This is a genomic window from Marinobacter flavimaris, from assembly GCF_002933295.1.
Lineage (GTDB): Bacteria > Pseudomonadota > Gammaproteobacteria > Pseudomonadales > Oleiphilaceae > Marinobacter > Marinobacter flavimaris.
Genome location: NZ_PSSW01000004.1, coordinates 295,411 through 316,977 on the forward strand (window position 1 = coordinate 295,411; position 21,567 = coordinate 316,977).

Here is a 21,567-nt window from a genome sequence, read left to right on the forward strand (position 1 = left end):
CTCGCCTTCCAACGAAAAAGGCCGCCGGGCAGTGCCTCGGCGGCCTTTTCTTCAACAGTGCAGGGTTAACTGGTAGCCGCAGCCTGTCGACGCCGCTCTTCCTCTTCGATCTGGAGATCCACAGAAGACACCTGATACTCGTCGGCAAACCCGGATTCCGGCTCTTTCAGCCACATGATGCACAGTAGCCAGCTGATGAACGCGCCGCCGGCAATGATGTAGAAGAATTGAGTCGGGGTTACGAAGGTGAAGATGGTGAGGTACACAACCGCGCCCACATTGCCATAAGCCCCGGCCATGCCTGAAATCTGGCCTGTCAGGCGCCGCTTGATAGAGGGAATAATACCAAAGGTTGCGCCCTCGGCACCCTGTACGAAGAAGGAGGTGAATACGGTAATGCCCACGGCGATAATCAGCGGCCAGTTGGAGTTCATCAGACCCATGAGCGCGAAGCCGACGGAGATGCCGAACATGTAGCTGAGCATCACGAATCGGCGGTTACCCATACGGTCTGAAACCAGGCCACCCATCGGGCGCGCCACCAGGTTCACGAAGGCGAAAGAAGCAGCAATAAGGCCGGCGGCGGTCGCACTCAGGCTCCAGGTTTCCTCGAAGAACATCGGCAGCATGGATACCACGGCAAGCTCGGCGCCGAAGTTGGCGAAGTACGTGCTGTTCAACGCGGCCACGCTGTTAAACGGGTATTTGTCGTCTTCCGGCACGCCCTGTTTCAGCAAGGGAACGTTTACCCTGAGAATCTGGATAATCTGGTAACACACGATAGCGACAATCACGGCGTAGCAGATGAAGGCGCCGGTGGCACTCAGATAGCCCATGTTCTCGATGCGCCATACCAGAATGGCCAGAACGCCCACCAGCGGGATGGTCCAGAGGATCAGCTTGATCATGTCGACCCAGCTGCTGACTTCCAGCGCCACGGCCTTGCGGGGCTTGCGGTGGACGGTGCCTGCCGGGCCGTCGGTAATCGCAAACCAGTAGTAGACACCATAGGCCGCCATCACGATCGCGCTCTGTGCGATGGCCCAGCGCCAGCCGTCTTCACCGCCATACATGTGCAGCGCGATGGTTGGCAGTGTTATGGCCGCCGCGGCGGAGCCAAAGTTGCCCCAACCGGCATAAAAGCCCTCGGCAAAGCCGATGTCTTTCGGCTTGAACCACATGGCGGTCATGTGGATACCCACCACAAAGCTGGCACCAATGGAGCTGAGCACCAGACGGCTGACCAGGAGCTGGGTCATGGTGTTACCAAACGCAAACACCAGGGCCGGGATGGACATCAGGACCATCAGAACGGAAAACACACGCCGGGGACCAAAACGGTCCAGGGCCATGCCCACGATTATCCGGGCCGGAATGGTTAGTGCCACGTTGCAGATGGCAAACAGGCGTAGGTCATCGGCGGTCAGCCAGTCGACGCTTTTGAGCATACTCGATGCCAGCGGCGCCATGTTGAACCACACGTAAAAGGTAATGAAGAATGCAATCCAGGTCAGGTGCAGTGCCCTGACTTCCGGATTCTTGACGTGGAAAACGTCTGCGACTTTCATGTCAGCCTCCCTGGGCTTTCAATTTCAGAAACGGTTATGGCCAGACTTAGCGGCTGGGCAGAATGAGAAGCGGGCACTGGATGCGGCGGGCGAGGAAGGAACTCACACTGCCGAAGGTCATGTAATCCAGTTCGTCCACGAAATAGGTCAGTGAGCGGGCAATAAAGCCGCCATCGGGCTCATGGCTGTGACGTGCGATGACCAGCATGTCGGGATGGATCTTCTTCTCCGCCGCGAACAACAGCATCTTTCTGGGGTCACCCTCCAGAAGCATGTTTTCAGCAGAGATCTGTTCCTGGCTGCAAACCTCCATGGCCTCGGCAAGATGCTTCTTGAGATCGGAAACTTCCTGCTGGAACATATCCTCGTTTCCGGAGGTGATGTCCCGTGGGTTTTCAGCAACTGCGACCAGAGTGATCACAGGCTTGAGGTCGCGGAACATTGTGATGGTCTGTGCCAGTGCCAACCTGGCATTTCGCGAGCCGTCGTAGGCAATCATGATTTTCATTTCTGGGTTCTCCCGAAGGCATTTTCCGGTGCCCTACTCAAGGGCAGATCAAAGGACATCCATTGATATCTTTCAGCATTAGCCCACACTCCGATGCCGCCCATAATTGACGTAAATCAACGCTGACAGCGCGTACCCCACGAGAGAAATCAAGGATCTATCCCTCTCCCTTCAAAATCCCGGAATTGCCTACCACCACTGCACCCAGCAGGAGGTACCTCCAATGCCCCGCACCCGAAATCCCGGGTTTTGATAGGGTTTCAGAGGTGCTTTCAAACATCCTCGATCAACATCCGGAAGGAGGTACGCATGGCCATCAGCCCGTCAAAACCCGAGCAGTATCGCGCCCTGGGTCTGTCCACGTTCGCCTTCACCCTGTGCTTCGCCGTGTGGACCATCTTTTCCATCATCGGCATCCGGATAAGCGAGGATCTGGGTTTATCGGATACCCAGTTGGGCCTTCTGATGGCGACCCCCATTCTCACCGGCTCCATCAGCCGACTCTTCCTGGGCATCTGGACAGACCGGTACGGTGGTCGCTGGGTCTTTGGCATACTGATGCTCACCACCGCTGCCTGCGTTTACCTGCTGACTTTCGCAACCACCTACATCATGCTTCTGGTAGGGGCTCTCGGCGTTGGCCTGGCCGGTGGCGCATTCATCGTGGGCGTTGCCTACACAGCGGCCTGGTTTGAGCCGGCACGGCAGGGAACGGCGCTGGGGATTTTTGGTGCAGGGAACGTTGGGGCGGCGGTGACCAATTTCGGAGCGCCATTCCTGCTGGTCGCATTCGGCTGGGAAAGCACTGCCCAGATCTACGCCACGGTGCTGGCGATCATGGGTGTTGTTTTCATCGTGCTGGCCAAGGAAGACCCGATGGCCGCCGAGCGCGCGGGCGAAAAGGCAAAGTCCTTCATGGAGCAGATGGAGCCGCTGCGGGAACTGAGGGTCTGGCGGTTTGCCCTGTACTATTTTTTCGTTTTTGGCGCGTTCGTGGCCCTGGCACTCTGGCTGCCGCACTTCCTGATCGGCGTTTACGGCCTGGACATCAAAACCGCCGGCATCATTGCGGCGCTCTACACCATCCCCGCGTCCCTGTTCCGGATTCTCGGTGGCTGGATGTCGGACCGTTTCGGCGCCCGCCGGGTAATGTACTGGACCTTCGGAGCGTCGGTTCTGTGCACGTTTCTGTTGAGCTACCCGCCCACCGATTATGTGGTACAGGGCATTGATGGCGATATCCGCTTTACCCTAGCCATGAACCTGCCCATGTTTGTAGCCCTGATCTTTGTCCTCGGCTTTTTCATGTCCCTGGGCAAGGCCGCCGTATACAAACACATTCCGGTTTACTACCCCATGCACGTCGGCGCAGTGGGCGGTGTAGTCGGCATGATTGGCGGCCTCGGCGGATTCATCCTGCCGCTGACATTCGGCGTACTGAACGATCTCACCGGGATCTGGCAGAGCTGTTTCATGCTGATGTTCGTGATCGTCGCCGCTGCTCTTATGTGGATGCACTACGCAATCCGGTCTGCCGAGCGGGTGGAATGGGCCGCCAACGAGGAAAGAACGGACTTGCCGGAATTGGCTTCGCCACAGTTGTTTTACCCGCTGAACCGCAAAAAGCCGAGAGAACCGCTGGCGCCACCGCCAACCGCGGGACGCTCATGAAGCGTTTCACCAATTACGCCTTGTTGCCCCGCACAGCGGGGCTTTTTCGTATAATTGCCAGGTGCGATGAGGCAGATCCGGAAACAGGGGTGAGACATCATGACGAAGTGGCTGGTTAAATCAGAACCTGCAGAATGCGGCATCGAGGATTTTGCCAAGGCCCCGAACGGTGTGATCCCCTGGGATGGCGTGCGCAACTACCAGGCCCGGAATTTTCTGGCGCGCATGGCAGAGGGTGACGAGGTCTTTCTTTACCACTCCAGCTGCAAACACATCGGGATAGCCGGTATCGTAAAGGTCGTTCGCAGCGCCTATCCAGATCCGACCCAGTTTGATCCTGAATCGCCCTATTTTGATGCCAAGAGCACCGCTGAGAAGCCTCGCTGGCAAGCCGTGGACATGAAGTACGTTCGCTCCCTGCCGAAACTGATCCCGCTGGATGAGCTGAAATCCATGGCCGGGCTCGAGGACCTGCCTTTGGTCCGCAAGGGTAACCGGCTCTCGGTGATGCCCGTGAGCGAGGAGGAATGGCAGATCATCCTGGGCCAGGCTGGCTGACACCAGGGATCTGCCATCGGCTCGTCACTCGTCGTGGGGAATCGGGTCCGGGCTGCGATCCCAGCCCACGAGAGCCAGGGTTGCCACCACGCCTATCAACAGCCCCATCCATGGCTCAAAGAACGCCAGAGCAGCGCCGATCAGAACCACCGTACCCCTTGAGGCATTGTCCCTCGGGATCGACATGGCAATGTAAGCACAGGCAAAACCGGTCAGCACGAGAGTCAGCGACAGCGCAACACCCAGCAGCGGTTTGAGCCCGGTCAGCAGCGGCAACAGGAAGAAGATGAACGGCAGGCCCATCAGGTAGTAGGAGGCCAGGCCGCTGTGCAAGCTGTTCATGGCCTTCGGCCCCTGCTTCCAGCGCTGCACCACAATTACATGTACGCCGGTCCACACCGCTCCCTGGGTCGGGAAGAAGGGCGCCACAATACCCATGATGGCGTTACGGATCGACAGGGAGAAATGGGTGCGGTTCAGGTTGATATCCACGTGCTCGTCCTTGCGCACCTTCAAGCCATCCCGCAGCACTTCATTCCCGGTGACCAGATCGCCAAACAGAATGATGTAGGCAATCAGTGCCAGCGGAATACTCTGGAGAATCATCTCCTGGGACGGCCAGCCGATGGCCAGTGGAGAAACCTTCGCCAATGCCTCGCCCAGTGGTGGCACCAGAATTCCCCATTGAATATCGAAATCCACCTCGCCAACCAAGGGCCCGACGATGGCCGCGGCCAGAAAGCCCGGCAGCAGGCCCAGGGCTCCCAGCATAAAGAAGAACCGGCTGCGCTCCTTGAGCTTCTGCATCGGAATGGAGAACGTGAATATCAAACAGATGGCACAGGCAAGACCCGTGGCGATGGGCTGTTCAAGCAGAAAGCGCTCGGCATCGTCCACGAACACCCGCTTGAGCGCAGCAATCGACGCCCCGAGAATGATGCCGGCCTTGAGCGTGTCGGGTAGCCAGATCACAAAGCGACGACCCAGGCCGGTTATCCCGAGAAACAGGACAAGCGAGGCAAACACCAGGCTCAGCGCGGTCATCGCCTGGAACCGGCTCACCGGGTCCTCGTAGCCCCCTATCACAAACGCCAGAATCAGGGGCAGCGCGGGGGTTATCCAGCCGCCAGCGTAGGGCTCGCCGAAAACGATCACCGCCGAGGCAATCAGGGAGGCATGGATCATCGACAATGCGACGGCTTCTTCAAAACTGAGGCCGAAAAAGGCGGTCATTACGGGAATCAATGCCAGGCCTGTAGCGGCTGAAACAAACAGCCCCTGCAGGAACTCGGACCAACACAGGCGCGTGTGGTAAAAGGGCACGCGGAACGTGAACGGCCCCCAGCGCCAGCCGGCTAACTCCGGTCTATCTTCCATGGATTGTCACTCGCTTTTTGGTTTTATTGTTTGCGACTTGATTATGGAAAGGGTTTGCGGATCGCACGAATGAATATTTCTGATCAGGCTGAATAAATCCTGCTAATTACACCCAGCCAGGCACCTTGCAAAACGAACGACCCTTGTTGAGGCTATCCAATTCTGTCCCGGCCCTTTAGAATTCGGCCTTCCCCGAATCTTCTGGAGCCGTCGCCTGCCATGCCGTCCCAACTGAACCCCGCCTCCGGTTTCGAGAAACTCCGCCGCATTGAGTCCAGCAAGGTTTTCCAGGGCGCAGTCATCACCATCATCATCCTGTCGGCACTGACCATTGGCGCCAAAACCTATGATCTGCCGCCCCTGGTGGAGAAGTCGCTCATCGTGATGGACAACGCCATCACCCTGTTTTTCCTGCTGGAAATCCTGTTCCGATTTGGTGTGTGCGCCAACAAGAAACGTTTTCTGTTCGACGGATGGAACCTGTTCGATACCCTGGTGGTCATCGGCAGCCTGATTCCTCTGGATAACTCCGAAGCGGTTCTGCTGGGACGTCTGTTGCGGGTTTTCCGGGTGTTGCGCCTGGTGTCGGTGGTTCCGGAGCTCCGGTTCCTGATCAACTCGCTGCTAAAAGCGATTCCGCGCATGGGCTACATCGCCCTGCTGATGTTCATCATTTTCTACATTTACGCGGCCATGGGTTCGATGTTCTTCGCCAGCGTGGACGAGGAGCTCTGGGGCGACGTGGCCATTGCCATGCTGACACTCTTCCGGGTGGCTACCTTCGAGGACTGGACGGATGTGATGTACGCCACCATGGAGCAGTATCCGCTGAGCTGGGTTTTCTACATCACCTTCATATTCCTGACGGCGTTTGTTTTCCTGAATATGATGATCGGGGCAATCCTGGAGGTCATGAGTGAGGAGCAGAACGCCAAGCAGGCCCAGAAGGCCCACGATGAGCGGGACGAAATTGCCCGCCAGCTCCAGGCCGTTCAGGTACAACTGGCGGAGCTGACGAAGCAGATCAGCGAAAAGCGCTGACTCAGAACGGCTTGGCCAGGGCCAGATGAAGAATGGCCGTAACCTGCACCAGGGCCAGTACCGCCGCGGAAATTCGAACGGGCTTTCCGAGGGTGGTTTTCAGGGCAAACACGCCAGCAATGATGTAGCCGACCAGTAAGACAATTTTGGCAATCAGCCAACCCGGCATGGCCGAAGCGTACCCGGCCACAAAAACCAGAGAGATCGCCGCCACCAGCAAAATGGTGTCGTTGATGTGGGGAATGAACCTCAGCGGTGTCTGGCGCCACCCTGGTCTTCCGACGGCGTCCAGGAGCAGACGCAGGGCAAAGAGGGTGATGGTGAGGTACGCGGTGGTCACGTGCAGGTGTTTCAGAATCATGTACGCGGTCATGAAAGTTCCTTTGTTAACAGGCGTTTTGCCGCATTGTACGCAATCTACCTACAAGCAGGTATGGTTTACGCGGTTGTCAGGGTTTAACATATACACAGAATAAATGTATATGGGAGACATCTATGCGGGCCATTCCTACTTCCCCTGAACGGGCGTCGGTCAGCGTCAGCCAATTATTTTCCTACCCCTTTCGGATTTTCTTTCTGTCCATGACCGTTCTGGCCCTTGCCGTCATTCCCCTCTGGGTGATGCAGGTCAATGGTGTTATCAGTCTTCCACTGGCCATGCCCGGGTTATTCTGGCACCAGCACGAGATGTTGTTTGGCTTTCTGTCGGCAGCGATCGCGGGGTTCCTGTTAACCGCAGTGTGCGTGTGGACCCAGACGGAACGAACCCATGGATTCAGATTGGTGCTGCTCTGGGGCGTCTGGCTGGCCGGCCGTGTACTGCTGGCAACCGGTGCTGACCTGCCCTTTTGGCTGGTTCAGGGAGTAAACCTGGCATTCCTGCCCCTGGTGATGGTGGATGCCGGCTGGCGTATCTGGCACGCCCGGCAAAAACGACAACTGATGATCATGGTGGTACTCGGCCTGCTTTGGCTGATGCAGATTGGCTTTGTCACCCGCCTCGACATGGCCTTCAGCTATGGTGCCCTGATCATGGCCATGGCACTGATCAGTATTGTCGGTGGCCGCATCACTCCGGCGTTTTCCACCGGCTGGTTGCGCCAGAGGGGACTCGACAGCAACGCTGTAAAGACCATTCCCGCGCTGGACATGGCAACTGTATTCAGCCTGATTCTGCTGATGGCATCCCTGGTGACTGGCTGGCAAACCGTTACTGGTTTGCTGGCGCTGCTGTCCGGTGGGCTTATGCTGGTGCGTCTGGCGGGATGGAAGGGCTGGCTCGTACGCCAGGAGCCCCTGCTCTGGATTCTGCACCTGTCCATCCTGTGGGTGCCGGTGGCCCTGTTCCTGCTGGCAGGCTCACTGTTCGCGGGCTGGCCCTCCAACGCCTGGAGCCATGCCGCCGGCACCGGGGCGGTGGCGTGCCTGATTCTGGGGGTTATTTCCCGGGTCGCCCTCGGCCACAGCGGCAGACCGCTGGTGTTGCCGAAGGGAATGGTGTTTGCCTTCGTTGCAATTCATCTGGCCGCGCTGGTACGAGTACTCACAGCCTTCGAGATCATTCCATGGCACCCGGGCATTGGTGGCAGCGCCCTGCTCTGGCTGGTCGCCTTTGGTATTTTCCTGTACCGCTACACCGCCATCCTGGCCAGCCCCAGACCCGATGGTCGTGAAGGCTGAACCGCTGGTCAGGCAGCCAACTCCTGCCTGACCAGCAACTCGAACCTTGCCCTTGCCTGGCGGAACCGGCTGGCAGGGAAGTGAATACTGATTCCTTCCAATGCCGCCAGAAGCATCTCAAGATGAGCATCCCAGCCCGCACAGGCAATCGGCACCACCTCATCATCAGGCAGTAATAATGTCAGCGACAGGCGGGTTCCCTCGTCGATGGGATCAAGGTCCCATATCAACGGACGCTCAGGGGAATCACCCGAACTCCAGGAATAGGCCAGGCGACGATTCGGCTGGCAATCCGTGACCCGACAATCGATCGGCATACCACTGTTACCGAAATCCAGCTGAACCCGACCGCCGGGCCTGGCATCCAGCGTTCCAGGCGCCAGCCACTCCGCCAGACACACCGAGTCTGTCAGCATTTTCCAGACTCGCTCAGGCAAGTGCCCGGTTTCTCTTTCAAGACGTACCAAAACCCGGTCACCCTCGCGCCGAACCTTGCTTGCGATAATTTCCTCATTCCCGGACATACGCCCTCCTTGCCAGTCTCGAATCTCCGGATGTCACAGAACGGACTTCTGATGGATGATTGTATTCGCGGGGTCGCACAAGCACCTTGATGACCATCAAACGGGATTAACAGACAAGTTCGGGGAACTTCAAACCGGCAATCATCCACTAAAGGTCAATAGCAGCTCCCGAAATTCGAGCTAAAGTATGAGGAAATCATTTTGTAACAGAGACACTGGCACTATGAACCCGGATCATTTTGATAAAGAAGACCTGATCAAATGCGGCCATGGCGAGCTCTTCCCCGGCTCCATGCGCCTGCCCATCAACGAGATGCTGATGTTTGACCGCGTCACGCACATTGCGGACGACGACGGCCTGTACGGCAAGGGCAGCCTGGTAGCGGAGCTCGACATCAATCCGGACCTGTGGTTCTTCAAGGTGCACTTCGTTGATGATCCCGTGATGCCGGGCTGCCTCGGCCTCGATGCCATGTGGCAGCTGGTAGGCTTCTTCCTCGCCTGGGGTGGCGGTGAAGGCAAGGGCCGCGCATTGGGCGCCGGTGAAGTGAAGTTCACCGGCCAGGTCTTGCCGACGGCCAAGAAAGTCACCTACCGTCTGGATCTCAAACGCGTGATCAGGCGCAAACTGACCATGGCAATTGCCGATGGCCGGATGGAGGTAGACGGCCGGGAAATCTACACAGCCAAAGACCTGCGGGTCGGCATGTTCACCTCGACCGATGATTTTTAGGAGTTAACAGGATGCGTCGTGTTGTAATCACCGGTATGGGCATTGTTTCCAGCCTTGGTACCAACCAGAAGGAAGTCGCACAGTCACTCAGGGAGTCCCGTTCTGGCATCGGCTTTAGCGAAGAAGCCCGGGACAATGGTCTGCGCAGCCACATCTGCGGCCAGATCAACCTGAACCTGCCCGAATTGATTGACCGGAAACTGTGGCGTTTCATGTGCCCCGCTTCCGGTTACACCTATCTGGCGATGCTTGAGGCTATCGAGCAGGCCGGGCTGACCGATGAGCACATCAAGGCCGACACCACTGGTATCATCTTTGGCCAGGGCGGCGCCTCGACGGTTGAGCTGCTGGATTCCATCGATACCCATCGCGACCGCGGTATCCGCCGTGTCGGGCCCTATCGCGTGCCGCGCACCATGGGCAGTGCGATCAATGCGTCACTGGCAACCGGATTTGGCATTCGCGGCATCAACTACGGCATCACCTCTGCCTGCGCTACCAGCGCGCATTCGATCGGCCATGCCGCCGATTTGATCGCTCTCGGGCGCCAGGATGTCATGTTTGCCGGCGGAGGCGAAGATATCCACTGGACCCTGAGCCTGCTGTTCGATGCCATGGGCGCCCTGTCGACGAAATACAACGACACGCCTGAACTGGCGTCACGCACCTATGACGCGAACCGGGACGGCTTCGTGATTTCTGGTGGTGGCGGTGTGTTGGCCCTTGAAGCGCTGGAGCACGCGGAAGCGCGGGGCGCAAACATCCTGGCAGAGCTCGTCGGCTTCGGTGCAACTTCCGATGGCGCAGATATGGTTGCCCCGAGTGGCGAGGGCGCAGTGCGCTGCATGAAGCAGGCAATGAAGAACCTGGATGGCGAAATCAGCTACGTGAATACTCACGGCACCAGCACCCCGGCCGGGGACATCACCGAGCTGAAAGCATTGAAAGAGACGTTTGGCGACAAGATTCCGCCGTTGAGTTCCACCAAACCGCTTTGCGGCCACGCTCTTGGCGCGGCGGGCGTACATGAGGCTATTTACAGCCTGATCATGCTGCGTGAAGGCTTTATTGCTCCATCGGCAAATATCCAGGACCTTGATGAAGGGGCCGAAGGCTACCCGATCGTTCGGGAACGCATGGATAACCAGAAACTGGACCTGGTGATGAGCAACAGCTTTGGCTTTGGCGGTACCAATGCCTCACTGGTGTTCAAAAAAGTCTAATCCGGATCAGGATAGCCTGACAGAGCGGTATTCAGCCGGGGATGTCCCCATCCAGCGCTTGAAAGCCCGGCTGAATGCGCTCAACTCCGAAAAACCGAGCTGCTCGGCAATCTCCACCAGCGGTTTGGTCCTGTCTTGCATGTAGGTCAGCGCCTGCCTGCGGCGAACATCCTCCAGCAAACGGGCGAATGTCAGCCCTTCACGCTTAAGTTTCTTGTGCAACGTGTAGCGGCTCATATTCAGCTGCGACGCCACGACTTCCACACCAACTTTGCCACGAGCAAGCTGAACACTGATCAGGGAACTGACCCTGACACTCAGCGAAGCCCGCGCCACCTCTGGCGTCAGAGGCTTTGATGCCATCCTGAATTCCTCCTTTGCAACGCTTCGGCCCGAAAAGCCCGAACCGTGAGCGTACACATGTTAGCCGAAAACAATCAATAAGACCTTTGAGCAGGATCAAGGGAACGGCCGACGGCATACGGCAGAATGCCCCGTTTTCAGAATCGCCCGGAGCCACTATGAAAACCCCGGAACTGCTCGCCCCCGCGGGCACCCCCGAACACCTTGAAACCGCCTTTGCCTATGGCGCCGATGCGGTCTACGCCGGCCAGCCGCGCTATTCGCTGAGAGTAAGAAACAACAGTTTCAAAGACGTTGCAGCGCTTGGCGCGGGCATTGAACGGGCCCACGAACTGGGCAAACAGTTCTACCTTGTCTCCAACATAGCACCTCACAACGACAAGGTGCGGTCCTATCTGAGAGATCTGGCGCCAGTACTGGAACAAAAACCCGACGCGCTGATCATGTCGGATCCCGGCCTGATCATGCTGGTGCGGGAAAAATGGCCAGACCAACCCATCCATCTTTCAGTACAGGCCAACGCGGTGAACTGGGCCACGGTAGAGTTCTGGCGGCGCCAGGGAATCAGCCGGGTCATCCTCTCCCGTGAACTGGCCCTGAATGAAATTCGCGAGATCCGCGAACGGGTCCCGGAGATGGAGCTCGAAGTCTTCGTTCACGGCGCCCTGTGCATGGCTTATTCTGGCCGCTGCCTGCTCTCGGGTTACATGAACCACCGGGACGCCAACCAGGGTGCCTGCACCAACGCCTGCCGCTGGAACTACAAACAGGTCCAGCACGGCCACGACCAGACCGGCGACCTGATCGCCACCTGTGGCGGCGGCGACGTACAGGAAGTGGCACCGAAAGAAATCCTGCTGGAAGAGCCCAACCGCCCGGGCGGATTCATACCCGCCTATGAAGACGAGCACGGCACCTACATCATGAACTCAAAGGATTTGAGAGCCGTTCAACACGTCGCTGAACTGGCAAAGATGGGCGTTCATTCCCTGAAAATCGAAGGCCGCACGAAGAGCACCTACTACGTGGCCCGCACCACCCAAGTCTACCGCCGTGCCATCGACGAGGCGATGCAGGGCAAGCCGTTCGACATGAACCTGATGGACGAACTCGAAGCCCTTTCCAACCGGGGCTACACCGAAGGCTTCCTCCGCCGCCATATGCCCCGGGAATACCAGACCTACGAACAGGGCTCCTCATTCCTTGGCACCCAGCAGGTGGTTGGTACCATTACCGGCAAGGATGACCAGTGGCTGACCATAGACGTGAAAAACAAATTCGCGCCCGGCGACCAACTGGAACTGATCAGCCCGGCCGGCAACATCCGGTTCTCGGCTAATGTCATGGAAAACCGAAACGGCCAGGCCATGGACTATGCGCCGGGCAGCGGGCATATCGTGCGGATTCCGAAGCCAGAGCGCTTGCCAGAATCTCTGGATTTCAGCTATCTGACGAAAATCCTCTCCAACCAGTCTTAAAGCCGGACTTAGACCTTGGTCGCGAATGGCAAAAGGTAGGGCGTGCAGGGCGGGGATCTTCTCCCACAACCCTGTCTTGCCAAGGATGGCAAGACGGAGCCCCCACGGATGGGTTCACGGCGTGTTTTGGGAGAAGATCGCCGTACTGCACGCTTCACCCAAGCCAGAAGTCTCCTAGGCAAAAGCTATCAGCCCGATCACCCTCCCCTTAGTGCCCCAAAGGCCGATTAAGGTATAATCACCCCACGTTCAAATTAATACCTGACTATTTTACTCTGGTATTGTATAATCGCTGCCCAGAAGCGATGGATTCAAGCTGCTTTTCTGCTTATTTATCAGCATCAGCTTTGGAAATCCGTCATCCAAAAAGCGATTGCAGGGCGTACTCACAGGATGAGCGATCACTGCAACACCCAAACTGATGACATCCGATCGACAGCCCATTCATGAGGCTGCCGGCGACACCAAGGGCGCAAGCCCGCGATGAGAGAATACGGAGCGACGATCATGGCGACCACCGACACCGAGGTGAACGAGCTGATCAAACGGGAATACGAATACGGATTTGTAACAGACATTGAATCCGACACATTCGAACCCGGCCTTAATGAAGACGTTATCGCCCGCCTTTCCGGCCTCAAGAAAGAACCGGAATGGATGCTGGAGTGGCGGCTGAAAGCCTACCGTCGCTGGCTCGAGATGGACGAGCCGGACTGGGCCCATGTGGGCTATCCGAAAATCGACTACAACTCGATTTCATATTACTCCGCGCCCAAGCGTCCGGAAGACATGCCCCAGAGCCTGGACGAAGTGGATCCGGAACTGCTGAAAACCTACGAAAAGCTGGGCATCCCCCTGCACGAGCGTGAAAAGCTGGCTGGCGTGGCTGTTGATGCCGTCTTCGATTCGGTTTCCGTAGCAACAACGTTCAAAGAGCCACTGGCCAAGGCCGGCGTTATTTTCTGTTCCATCTCCGAGGCGATCCAGGATTACCCGGAGCTGGTCAAAAAATACCTGGGCTCGGTAGTGCCTGCTGGTGACAACTTCTTCGCCGGGCTGAACTCCGCAGTCTTCTCCGACGGTACCTTTGTCTATGTACCAAAGGGCGTTCGCTGCCCCATGGAGCTGTCCACCTATTTCCGCATCAACGCAGCCAACACCGGACAATTCGAGCGTACTCTCATTATTGCCGAAGACAGCAGTTATGTGAGCTACCTCGAAGGTTGCACCGCGCCCATGCGGGACGAGAACCAGCTGCACGCTGCGGTTGTTGAGCTGGTGGCCCTGGACGACGCCCAGATCAAGTACTCCACCGTTCAGAACTGGTACCCGGGCGACGAAGAAGGCAAAGGCGGCATCTTCAACTTTGTCACCAAGCGTGGCGCCGCCATCGGCAAGAATTCCAAGATCTCCTGGACCCAGGTCGAAACCGGCTCTGCGGTCACCTGGAAGTATCCGAGCTGTGTCCTGCGTGGCGAAAACAGCGTTGGTGAGTTCTATTCCGTAGCACTGACCAACAACTACCAGCAGGCCGACACCGGCACCAAGATGATTCACCTGGGCAAGAACACCTCCAGCACAATCATCTCCAAGGGTATTTCCGCCGGCAAGAGCTCCAACGCTTACCGCGGCCTGGTGAAATTCGGCCCCGGGGCGGAAGGTGCACGTAACTTTACCCAGTGCGATTCGCTCCTGATCGGCGACCGCTGCGGCGCCCACACGTTCCCTTACATCGAAAGCAAGAACAAGTCGGCCATCGTAGAGCACGAGGCAACCACCTCGAAGGTCAGCGACGAGCAGATGTTCCTTTGCCGCCAACGCGGTATCGACCCGGAACAGGCGGTCTCCATGATCGTGAACGGCTTCTGTAAGGAAGTGTTCAAGGAGCTGCCCATGGAGTTCGCTGTCGAAGCCGGCAAACTACTTGAAGTGAGCCTCGAAGGGTCCGTTGGTTAACAGGACGGCAAGCACAAAAGTATCGCAGAAGCCGTCGTGCAGGCCCTTCCGGGATCGTCGAAATCAGGGATGATTTCGTCGAGCGTACAGGGATGTATTTACAGCGTATCCCGGAAGGGCCTGCCCGATGGCTGACTCCGCCCAGTTAGGGGCAGGCAACAGAATTCAGACGGTTAAATGAGAGAGACGCTACAAATGCTGAGCATCAAGAACCTGCACGCATCCGTTGAGGGCAAAGAAATCCTCAAGGGCATCAACCTGGAAATCAAGGCCGGGGAAGTTCACGCCATCATGGGCCCCAACGGCTCTGGTAAGAGCACCCTGTCGCAGGTGCTGGCAGGCAACGAAGCATTTGAAGTTACCGAGGGTGAAATCACCCTGAACGGCGACAACCTGCTGGAACTTGAAACCGAAGAGCGTGCCCGCGAAGGCATTTTCCTGGCGTTCCAGTACCCGGTGGAGATCCCCGGGGTGAGCAACCTGCAGTTCCTGCGCACCGCCGTGAACGCCATGCGCCAGCACAAAGGCCAGGACGAGATGAACGCGGCCGAGTTCATGAAGCTCGCCAAAGAAATTTCCAAGCAGGTGGATCTGGATCCGGCGTTCCTGAAGCGGGGCGTCAACGAAGGCTTCTCCGGTGGTGAGAAGAAGCGTAATGAGATCATGCAGGCCCTGCTGCTGCAGCCGAAGCTGGCGATTCTCGACGAGACCGACTCCGGGCTCGATATCGACGCCCTGAAGGTTGTTTCTGACGGCGTGAATGCTCTGCGCGCGGAAGACCGCGCCATCCTGATGGTGACCCACTACCAGCGTCTGCTGAACCACATTGTGCCGGACTACGTGCACGTTCTGGCGGGCGGCAAGATCATCAAATCCGGTGGCCGCGAGCTGGCGCTGGAGCTGGAAGAACGCGGCTACGGCTGGCTGGGCATCAAGGATGAAGAAACTGCCGACAGTTCAGCCAACTAAGGAGGTCGCGGAATGAAACCAGCACCCACTCTTTCCACCGCGTTCCTGCACCCGGCCGGGCAGTCCCTGCCGGAGCCCCTGCTCGCCCTGCGCAAGCAGCGTGGAACCGCTCTGGTCGACATGCCCTTGCCGACCAGGAAAACCGAAAACTGGAAGTACTCCAGCAAGTACCTGAAGCTGACCGACGACATGGCCATCTCCCTGCCGGCGGATGGCAAGACCGGCAGCGGCCTGGCAGTGCCCGGCTACAAGGTTGCATTCCTTAACGGTGTAATGATGCCAGAGGCCTGCGAATATCCGGATCTGGACGGCATCAGCATCAAGAGCTTCGGCGATCTGAGCGATGAGGAAGCCAGCGATCTGGCGGACCGCCTGGACAGCACCCTGGACAACAAGGCGGTTCAGATGGCCCGGCTGAATTCAGCCCGTTTTGAAGACGGCCTGCTGATTCGCCTGAAGCCGGACGCAGTGCTCGACCAGCCGCTGTTCATTGTGCACGAGGTAACGGCCGAGGCCAGCGGTTCGGCTTTCCCGCGCATTTTCGTGGATGCCGGCCGCCATAGCCAGATTACGCTCGTGGAGGAGTACATCTCCAGCGGCTCGGCCCAGGTTATGGTCAATACCGTCACTGAATTCAATGTGGCCGACGGCGCCAACATCACCAGCATTCGCCTGAACATGGAAGGTGAGAACGTCCAGCACATTGGCTCCACCGGCGTCCTGCAACAGCGCAGCTCGCGGTTTGAAAGCCATACCGTTGGGTTTGGTGGCCCCCTGCGCCGTCATGATCTGCAGGTCCGGCTTGAAGGAGAGGGCGCTGAGTGCAAGCTCAACGGGGTAGTTGTTACCCAGGGCAAACAGCACTACGACAACCACACCACCATCGAGCACGTGGCTGCCCACTGCAACAGCGAAGAAACCTATCGCAATATCGCAGCGGACCAGTCCCACGCCGTGTTCAATGGCCGGATTCATATCCATCAGGACGCCCAGAAGTCCAATGCGGATATGAACAACAAGAACCTGCTGCTGTCCAACGGGGCAGAGATTGACACCAAGCCGGAACTGGAAATCTATGCCGATGACGTGAAATGTGCCCATGGCGCGACCATCGGCCAGCTTGACGAAATCTCGCTGTTTTACCTGGTTTCACGGGGAATCGGCCGGCGTCAGGCGAACGTTCTGCTCACAATGGCCTTTATCAACGAGCTGGTCGAGCAGATTCCGGTTGAAGCAGTGCGGGAGACGGTCCAGGGCCGTCTGAACCACTTCTTCGAACAGACATTTCAGGAGGCGTAACCGGTTATGACCGATCTGTCCGTGGCAAGCACCGCCAAGCGCACCACCTTCGACGTGGACGCGATTCGCCGGGATTTCCCGATCCTGTCTCAGCAGGTAAACGGAAAGCCCCTGGTGTATCTGGACAACGGTGCGTCGGCCCAGAAGCCGGAGGCTGTGCTGGATGCCATGGATCGGTATTACCGTGAGATGCACTCCAACGTCCATCGGGGCGCCCATACGCTGGGAGACCGTGCGACCTCCGCCTTCGAGGGTGCCCGCGAGACAGTTCGAAACTTCCTGAACGCCGAAAGCACCCGGGAAATTATCTGGACCCGCGGCACGACCGAGGCCATCAACCTGGTTGCCAACGGCCTCGCCCCGCGCCTGAAGGCTGGCGACGAGATCCTGGTGAGCCACATGGAACACCACGCCAACATCGTGCCCTGGCAGATGATTGCCGAGCGCACGGGTGCGAAAGTGGTGCCTGTTCAGGTGACACCGGAAGGCGAGCTGGACCTTGAGTCCTTCACCAGCCTGCTCAATGAGAAGACCCGGGTGCTGGCAATCACCCACGTTTCCAACGTTCTTGGCACGGTGAACCCGGTGGCGGCCCTGATTGAACAGGCCAAGGCCCACGGCATCATCACCCTGGTGGACGGGGCCCAGGCGGTACCTCATTACCAGCCGGACGTTCAGGCACTGGGCTGCGACTTTTACGTGTTCTCATCGCACAAGCTGTTTGGCCCCACAGGTATTGGTGTGCTTTACGGTAAGGCCCAGTTGCTGGAGGAAATGCCTCCCTACCAGGGCGGTGGCGAGATGATCGAACGAGTGTCCTTTGAGCGAACCACCTGGAATACCCTGCCCTACAAATTCGAGGCAGGCACCCCGGCCATTGCCGAGGCAGTCGGACTGGGAGCCGCCATCGACTACCTGAACGGCCTGGATCGTTCCGCCATGGAAGCGGCCGAGACCGGCCTCCTTGAGCGGGCCAACCAGCTGGTGGAAACCGTACCCGGCATGGAGATTATCGGTACGGCAAAAAACAAAGTGCCGGTTATATCCTTTAAAATTGCCGGCCTGCACCCCAGTGATATAGGCACGCTGCTGGATCAGCAGGGAATCGCAATCCGCACGGGTCACCATTGCGCCATGCCGCTGATGGATTTCTATGGAGTTCCCGGTACAGCCAGGGCTTCATTCGCGTTCTACAACACTCTGGACGAGGTGGATACATTGTTTACCGCCCTGCAGAAAGTCCAGCGTCTGTTTGCCTGATGGAGGTGGAATTATGACAGCCGAAGTCTTCACCCCGACCGTCGCCGTCACCATGACGCCCAGCGCGGTCAAGCACGTGCGCAAACAGCTGGAGAAAAAGCCGGACGCCAAGGGCATTCGGCTGGCCATCAAGAAAAGTGGCTGCTCCGGCTTCAAATACGAAACCCAATGGGTGGAAGACACCGCCGCCGACGACAAGGTGTTTCACATTGATGGCGTCGATGTTTTCGTGAAAGAAGAGCATCTGCCGCTGGTGAACGGCATCGAGATCGATTTTGTGACGGAGGGCGTGAACTCCATGTTCCAGTTCCGCAATCCGAACGCCACCGCAGAGTGCGGTTGCGGCGAGAGTTTTACCGTCGCGTAATCCGATATAAAGATTGAAAAGAGCGAGGCCCGAACAGGCATGCAAGAACGGGAAGTGGTCCTGACCAAACGCGAGGTGGAAGCCCGCCTTGTTCCTTCCGGAACCGAAATCATGATTCCGTCGGACACCTTTGTGACCATCACGCAGTCGCTGGGTGGCACCTTTACGGTCGCTGTTAACGGTAACCTTGCCCGGATTGAAGGCCACAATGCCGACGCGCTCGGCAAGAAACCCCTGGAAAGCAGCTTTGAAACCCCGGAAGACGGCACCGTCAACGAAAACCAGGTCTGGGAAGCCATGCAGAACTGCTACGATCCGGAAATTCCGGTGAACGTAGTGGATCTGGGCCTGATTTACGAGTGCAGGATTGAAAATGGCACCGAAGACGGCAACCATGTGTACGTGCTGATGACGCTGACTGCCGCCGGCTGCGGCATGGGCCCGGTGATAACCGAAGATGTGAAAACCAAGCTCGAGCATGTGCCCAATGTGGACAAGGTGACCGTTGAACTGACCTTCGATCCGCCCTGGAGCAACGAAATGCTCACCGACGAAGCCAAACTCGAACTGGGAATGCTGTAAATGACTGCCAGTGAACAGGACTTTCTGAACAACCCCTTGGGTAAAGACACCACCCTGGATGACGTTCTCGATGGCTTCGAGCTGCTGGACGACTGGGAAGAGCGCTACGCTTTTATCATTGATCTGGGCAAGCAGCTTCCTGCGTTTCCCGAGGAATCCCGGGTTGAAGAAAACTATGTTCATGGCTGCCAGAGCCAGGTCTGGCTGATTCATCATTACGATGAAGACAGTGGCCGGCTGTACCTGTTGATTGACTCCGACGCCATGATTGTTCGTGGACTGGCTGCCATCATCCTGGTCGCCCTTAACGGCAAAACCCCGAGGGACCTGCTGGCCACGGACATTGATGAGTTATTCGAGCAGCTGGACCTGTTCCGGCACATTTCCCCGACCCGCGGCAACGGGCTCAGGGCGATGGTTGGCAAGATCCGCGACATTGCGGCCGCCGAGGTGGCCAACGCCAGCAATTGATGCCCGTCAGCCCTACCAGATAATCGCTATATCATCTCTCTGGATATTCACGATGCCGCCCAGTTGCGGCATGGTACCCCGGCTAAAATGCGGCTGAACTTTTTCGAGCGTCACTGACAAGTCGCTGTCCTGCAATTCTGGTGAGTCATCTGGTGATTCCAGGTAGCGCTTGCTGCGATAGATCTTCAACTCATCACCCGGCCTGAGGCCTGCTGTAGCCCCGGATTCCAGCGTTACAGAAAAGTCGTCTACCCGCGCAATTCTGGTCATGAAGGGCTGACACGCCAATGCATCCGTTACTGCCATCGCCATGTCTGCGATAACATCCTCGACAGCCTGACCGTAGGCGGTTTTCTGGAAGCCGGCAGAGCCGAACCCTGCTGAACTGCCAGGCCCGGCATCCCAATCGGCCGCGGCTTCAAATCTCTGACGATAGACCGGCGCGCCACTGAAGCCGTCGAAGATAACGAGATCAGCCGCAAACCGGCGCCGTTGATCTACCGCCCCGATGCCCCGCTGCATTTTATCCAGCACGGAGGTGCCCCACGCTGACGGATCCGCAACGCCAAGATCCCGGATAACGCCTGTCACTACGAACTGAACGCCCATTTCACGGGCCAGTTCCAGTACATTGGTCAATCGATTGTCGCCCTGTTGTACCGTAGGCGCGTTCAGCAGATCCGTGAACATCCGTGAGGTTGTCGCACCAAAGACCTGCAATCCGCCCTGAGCCACCAAACGCTGCTGGAGTTGTTGCGGCAAGATTTCGCCGGCGTCATCAATCCGCCCGACTCTGGCCTGGTCCGGATACAGGACAGGAAACCCGGTCACTGCGACGCGCTTTTTCAGGCGTCCGGAATCTCCAGATCCACACTGGCTGCGACTCTCGCTGATATCGCCCCGGACAATCACCCGCAACAGATTGCCACTCTGGTACTCATCAATTACCCGCACATTCCGGGCTCTGGCGCTTGACGCCAGATCCATCCGTGACTCAGTGATCACGCCGTTTTTCATGGTGTCGTGCGTGCTAACCCTGGCTTCATACTGCAGGGAAAGGTCCCGGATTGCGGCCTTGCGGGCCTCAGCCCGGGCGGCTTCCAGGTTGCCATTGTGGATATTGGCATGGCCCACGCCTTCCAGAACCACCGCATGGGCGGCAGAAACCACGAAGAGCGCCAGAGCTCCGAGCACAGCCAGTGACAGCAAGCGTTTCATAATTCTCGATACTCCCTACACTCTCTATACTCTCGATCAATCAAGGTAATACAGGGAATCCACGCCTTTGCTCTGCACATCGCCCACGCTGTCATTTTCCTGCGGCATGGGAATCGGGCAGAGATCCTGCACCTGATCATCAGCAACCTTGGCCACACAGGCCCGGAAACGTGGCTCGAGCTTCAGTTCCATCACCGTTTCGAAGACACCGTCGCTGTGCTCGTTGACCGCGACCAACTTCGCGCCGCGAATGTAGCTGTCCACATAGGTTCTGAAGGTGTCGTTGCGCAGCACAAAATCATTAACGGTGGAACTGCCGTACATGACAGTACCGTAGACCCGTTCAACGAGATTCCGGTAGGCGTCCAGCTGGGAAGCCCGCCGGGCCATCAGACGTTTGCGGATATTTGAACGGTCGGCCGCAACATCCTCATAGGTCCCCAGACCGCTCACCCGCACAGTAATTGGCTCCAGCATCGTATCCTGGCGGGACTGGTTGCCGTTATCCCCCTGATAACTGCCAACCGGCGCACAAGCAGCCACCGTTGTTGCCAGCAGAGGCATAAGTATCCAGCGAAGGTTCATTGCGTGTCTCCAGAAAACGTCATTTCCGGTTTCCCATGAAAAAACTACGCCAGTTTTTCTAACTGCCTGATATTCCGATCAACAACTCCCAACCGTATTGTTTTGCAATCCCTATGCGGCAAAAAACTGCCTCTGT

The 21,567-nt window shown here is 57.7% G+C and carries 22 protein-coding genes; 14 read left to right on the top strand and 8 right to left on the bottom strand.

Going from position 1 to position 21,567, the window contains the following annotated elements:
• Positions 1-65: 65 nt before the first annotated feature.
• Both MDHKLMBL_RS09855 and MDHKLMBL_RS09860 read right to left on the bottom strand, forming a co-directional pair.
• Complete coding sequence (locus MDHKLMBL_RS09855) at positions 66-1,568, bottom strand: MFS transporter (protein ID WP_062781114.1); 1,503 nt, start codon at positions 1,566-1,568, stop codon at positions 66-68.
• Between the two features lie 46 nt (positions 1,569-1,614).
• On the bottom strand, positions 1,615-2,076 hold the full coding sequence (locus MDHKLMBL_RS09860; RefSeq protein ID WP_062781112.1) for a universal stress protein: 462 nt from the start codon (positions 2,074-2,076) through the stop codon (positions 1,615-1,617).
• 309 nt (positions 2,077-2,385) lie between these two features.
• Here MDHKLMBL_RS09860 and MDHKLMBL_RS09865 point away from each other — a divergent pair, with 309 nt between their 5' ends.
• Positions 2,386-3,747 carry an MFS transporter gene (locus MDHKLMBL_RS09865; protein ID WP_104270729.1) on the top strand — a complete coding sequence of 454 codons (1,362 nt, stop codon included), beginning with the start codon at positions 2,386-2,388 and terminating at the stop codon, positions 3,745-3,747.
• A 99-nt stretch (positions 3,748-3,846) separates the two neighbouring features.
• Positions 3,847-4,305, top strand: a complete 459-nt coding sequence (locus MDHKLMBL_RS09870) for an EVE domain-containing protein (RefSeq protein WP_104270730.1) — start codon at positions 3,847-3,849, stop codon at positions 4,303-4,305.
• Positions 4,306-4,329: 24 nt separating this feature from the next.
• On the opposite strand, the gene MDHKLMBL_RS09875 is transcribed toward MDHKLMBL_RS09870, so the two are convergent.
• Positions 4,330-5,682 (bottom strand): hypothetical protein, encoded by a 1,353-nt coding sequence (locus MDHKLMBL_RS09875; protein WP_092032095.1) that lies wholly within the window; start codon positions 5,680-5,682, stop codon positions 4,330-4,332.
• Between the two features lie 219 nt (positions 5,683-5,901).
• Here MDHKLMBL_RS09875 and MDHKLMBL_RS09880 point away from each other — a divergent pair, with 219 nt between their 5' ends.
• Complete coding sequence (locus MDHKLMBL_RS09880; protein WP_014578224.1) at positions 5,902-6,723, top strand: ion transporter; 822 nt, start codon at positions 5,902-5,904, stop codon at positions 6,721-6,723.
• Position 6,724: 1 nt separating this feature from the next.
• Here the strand turns inward: MDHKLMBL_RS09880 and MDHKLMBL_RS09885 are convergent, their stop codons facing one another.
• Positions 6,725-7,096, bottom strand: coding sequence for a SirB2 family protein (locus MDHKLMBL_RS09885; protein WP_041645567.1), 372 nt, complete (start codon positions 7,094-7,096; stop codon positions 6,725-6,727).
• Positions 7,097-7,218: 122 nt separating this feature from the next.
• Here MDHKLMBL_RS09885 and MDHKLMBL_RS09890 point away from each other — a divergent pair, with 122 nt between their 5' ends.
• A complete protein-coding gene (locus MDHKLMBL_RS09890) occupies positions 7,219-8,403 on the top strand; it encodes an NnrS family protein (protein ID WP_104270731.1) in 1,185 nt (394 codons plus the stop codon).
• An 8-nt stretch (positions 8,404-8,411) separates the two neighbouring features.
• On the opposite strand, the gene MDHKLMBL_RS09895 is transcribed toward MDHKLMBL_RS09890, so the two are convergent.
• The gene (locus MDHKLMBL_RS09895) at positions 8,412-8,927 is read right to left on the bottom strand and encodes an SRPBCC family protein (protein ID WP_082220542.1); all 516 of its coding nucleotides are present in this window, start codon (positions 8,925-8,927) and stop codon (positions 8,412-8,414) included.
• Between the two features lie 223 nt (positions 8,928-9,150).
• Here MDHKLMBL_RS09895 and fabA point away from each other — a divergent pair, with 223 nt between their 5' ends.
• Complete coding sequence (fabA, locus tag MDHKLMBL_RS09900) at positions 9,151-9,660, top strand: bifunctional 3-hydroxydecanoyl-ACP dehydratase/trans-2-decenoyl-ACP isomerase (protein WP_008169354.1); 510 nt, start codon at positions 9,151-9,153, stop codon at positions 9,658-9,660.
• Between the two features lie 11 nt (positions 9,661-9,671).
• Complete coding sequence (fabB, locus tag MDHKLMBL_RS09905) at positions 9,672-10,883, top strand: beta-ketoacyl-ACP synthase I (RefSeq protein ID WP_008169352.1); 1,212 nt, start codon at positions 9,672-9,674, stop codon at positions 10,881-10,883.
• Between the two features lie 6 nt (positions 10,884-10,889).
• On the opposite strand, the gene MDHKLMBL_RS09910 is transcribed toward fabB, so the two are convergent.
• On the bottom strand, positions 10,890-11,246 hold the full coding sequence (locus MDHKLMBL_RS09910; protein ID WP_104270732.1) for a helix-turn-helix transcriptional regulator: 357 nt from the start codon (positions 11,244-11,246) through the stop codon (positions 10,890-10,892).
• Between the two features lie 158 nt (positions 11,247-11,404).
• Here MDHKLMBL_RS09910 and trhP point away from each other — a divergent pair, with 158 nt between their 5' ends.
• The 8 genes from trhP to MDHKLMBL_RS09950 all read left to right on the top strand — a co-directional run bounded on the left by trhP (position 11,405) and on the right by MDHKLMBL_RS09950 (position 19,628).
• Complete coding sequence (gene trhP, locus MDHKLMBL_RS09915; RefSeq protein ID WP_104270733.1) at positions 11,405-12,724, top strand: prephenate-dependent tRNA uridine(34) hydroxylase TrhP; 1,320 nt, start codon at positions 11,405-11,407, stop codon at positions 12,722-12,724.
• A 507-nt stretch (positions 12,725-13,231) separates the two neighbouring features.
• Positions 13,232-14,680, top strand: a complete 1,449-nt coding sequence (sufB, locus tag MDHKLMBL_RS09920; protein ID WP_008169346.1) for a Fe-S cluster assembly protein SufB — start codon at positions 13,232-13,234, stop codon at positions 14,678-14,680.
• Between the two features lie 195 nt (positions 14,681-14,875).
• Positions 14,876-15,649, top strand: a complete 774-nt coding sequence (gene sufC / locus MDHKLMBL_RS09925; protein ID WP_008169344.1) for a Fe-S cluster assembly ATPase SufC — start codon at positions 14,876-14,878, stop codon at positions 15,647-15,649.
• Between the two features lie 12 nt (positions 15,650-15,661).
• On the top strand, positions 15,662-16,948 hold the full coding sequence (gene sufD / locus MDHKLMBL_RS09930; RefSeq protein WP_008169342.1) for a Fe-S cluster assembly protein SufD: 1,287 nt from the start codon (positions 15,662-15,664) through the stop codon (positions 16,946-16,948).
• A gap of 6 nt (positions 16,949-16,954) precedes the next feature.
• Positions 16,955-18,208, top strand: a complete 1,254-nt coding sequence (locus tag MDHKLMBL_RS09935) for an aminotransferase class V-fold PLP-dependent enzyme (protein ID WP_008169340.1) — start codon at positions 16,955-16,957, stop codon at positions 18,206-18,208.
• Positions 18,209-18,221: 13 nt separating this feature from the next.
• Complete coding sequence (locus tag MDHKLMBL_RS09940) at positions 18,222-18,575, top strand: HesB/IscA family protein (RefSeq protein WP_008169339.1); 354 nt, start codon at positions 18,222-18,224, stop codon at positions 18,573-18,575.
• 39 nt (positions 18,576-18,614) lie between these two features.
• Complete coding sequence (sufT, locus tag MDHKLMBL_RS09945) at positions 18,615-19,157, top strand: putative Fe-S cluster assembly protein SufT (protein ID WP_008169336.1); 543 nt, start codon at positions 18,615-18,617, stop codon at positions 19,155-19,157.
• Positions 19,158-19,628, top strand: coding sequence for a SufE family protein (locus tag MDHKLMBL_RS09950; protein WP_008169334.1), 471 nt, complete (start codon positions 19,158-19,160; stop codon positions 19,626-19,628). It abuts the gene before it with no gap.
• Positions 19,629-19,640: 12 nt separating this feature from the next.
• Here MDHKLMBL_RS09950 and MDHKLMBL_RS09955 read toward each other — a convergent pair whose 3' ends face one another.
• Together MDHKLMBL_RS09955 and MDHKLMBL_RS09960 are read right to left on the bottom strand one after the other, a co-directional pair.
• Positions 19,641-20,846 (bottom strand): flagellar assembly protein T N-terminal domain-containing protein, encoded by a 1,206-nt coding sequence (locus MDHKLMBL_RS09955; RefSeq protein ID WP_014578231.1) that lies wholly within the window; start codon positions 20,844-20,846, stop codon positions 19,641-19,643.
• A 36-nt stretch (positions 20,847-20,882) separates the two neighbouring features.
• Positions 20,883-21,431, bottom strand: coding sequence for an LPP20 family lipoprotein (locus MDHKLMBL_RS09960; protein ID WP_104270734.1), 549 nt, complete (start codon positions 21,429-21,431; stop codon positions 20,883-20,885).
• Positions 21,432-21,567 lie beyond the last annotated feature (136 nt).

Bases quoted from the DNA above. Each gene is read 5' to 3' on its own strand.
- MDHKLMBL_RS09855 (WP_062781114.1), bottom strand. From the start codon at position 1,568: ATGAAAGTCGCAGACGTTTTCCACGTCAAGAATCCGGAAGTCAGGGCA.
- MDHKLMBL_RS09860 (WP_062781112.1), bottom strand. From the start codon at position 2,076: ATGAAAATCATGATTGCCTACGACGGCTCGCGAAATGCCAGGTTGGCA.
- MDHKLMBL_RS09865 (WP_104270729.1), top strand. From the start codon at position 2,386: ATGGCCATCAGCCCGTCAAAACCCGAGCAGTATCGCGCCCTGGGTCTG.
- MDHKLMBL_RS09870 (WP_104270730.1), top strand. From the start codon at position 3,847: ATGACGAAGTGGCTGGTTAAATCAGAACCTGCAGAATGCGGCATCGAG.
- MDHKLMBL_RS09875 (WP_092032095.1), bottom strand. From the start codon at position 5,682: ATGGAAGATAGACCGGAGTTAGCCGGCTGGCGCTGGGGGCCGTTCACG.
- MDHKLMBL_RS09880 (WP_014578224.1), top strand. From the start codon at position 5,902: ATGCCGTCCCAACTGAACCCCGCCTCCGGTTTCGAGAAACTCCGCCGC.
- MDHKLMBL_RS09885 (WP_041645567.1), bottom strand. From the start codon at position 7,096: ATGACCGCGTACATGATTCTGAAACACCTGCACGTGACCACCGCGTAC.
- MDHKLMBL_RS09890 (WP_104270731.1), top strand. From the start codon at position 7,219: ATGCGGGCCATTCCTACTTCCCCTGAACGGGCGTCGGTCAGCGTCAGC.
- MDHKLMBL_RS09895 (WP_082220542.1), bottom strand. From the start codon at position 8,927: ATGTCCGGGAATGAGGAAATTATCGCAAGCAAGGTTCGGCGCGAGGGT.
- fabA (WP_008169354.1), top strand. From the start codon at position 9,151: ATGAACCCGGATCATTTTGATAAAGAAGACCTGATCAAATGCGGCCAT.
- fabB (WP_008169352.1), top strand. From the start codon at position 9,672: ATGCGTCGTGTTGTAATCACCGGTATGGGCATTGTTTCCAGCCTTGGT.
- MDHKLMBL_RS09910 (WP_104270732.1), bottom strand. From the start codon at position 11,246: ATGGCATCAAAGCCTCTGACGCCAGAGGTGGCGCGGGCTTCGCTGAGT.
- trhP (WP_104270733.1), top strand. From the start codon at position 11,405: ATGAAAACCCCGGAACTGCTCGCCCCCGCGGGCACCCCCGAACACCTT.
- sufB (WP_008169346.1), top strand. From the start codon at position 13,232: ATGGCGACCACCGACACCGAGGTGAACGAGCTGATCAAACGGGAATAC.
- sufC (WP_008169344.1), top strand. From the start codon at position 14,876: ATGCTGAGCATCAAGAACCTGCACGCATCCGTTGAGGGCAAAGAAATC.
- sufD (WP_008169342.1), top strand. From the start codon at position 15,662: ATGAAACCAGCACCCACTCTTTCCACCGCGTTCCTGCACCCGGCCGGG.
- MDHKLMBL_RS09935 (WP_008169340.1), top strand. From the start codon at position 16,955: ATGACCGATCTGTCCGTGGCAAGCACCGCCAAGCGCACCACCTTCGAC.
- MDHKLMBL_RS09940 (WP_008169339.1), top strand. From the start codon at position 18,222: ATGACAGCCGAAGTCTTCACCCCGACCGTCGCCGTCACCATGACGCCC.
- sufT (WP_008169336.1), top strand. From the start codon at position 18,615: ATGCAAGAACGGGAAGTGGTCCTGACCAAACGCGAGGTGGAAGCCCGC.
- MDHKLMBL_RS09950 (WP_008169334.1), top strand. From the start codon at position 19,158: ATGACTGCCAGTGAACAGGACTTTCTGAACAACCCCTTGGGTAAAGAC.
- MDHKLMBL_RS09955 (WP_014578231.1), bottom strand. From the start codon at position 20,846: ATGAAACGCTTGCTGTCACTGGCTGTGCTCGGAGCTCTGGCGCTCTTC.
- MDHKLMBL_RS09960 (WP_104270734.1), bottom strand. From the start codon at position 21,431: ATGAACCTTCGCTGGATACTTATGCCTCTGCTGGCAACAACGGTGGCT.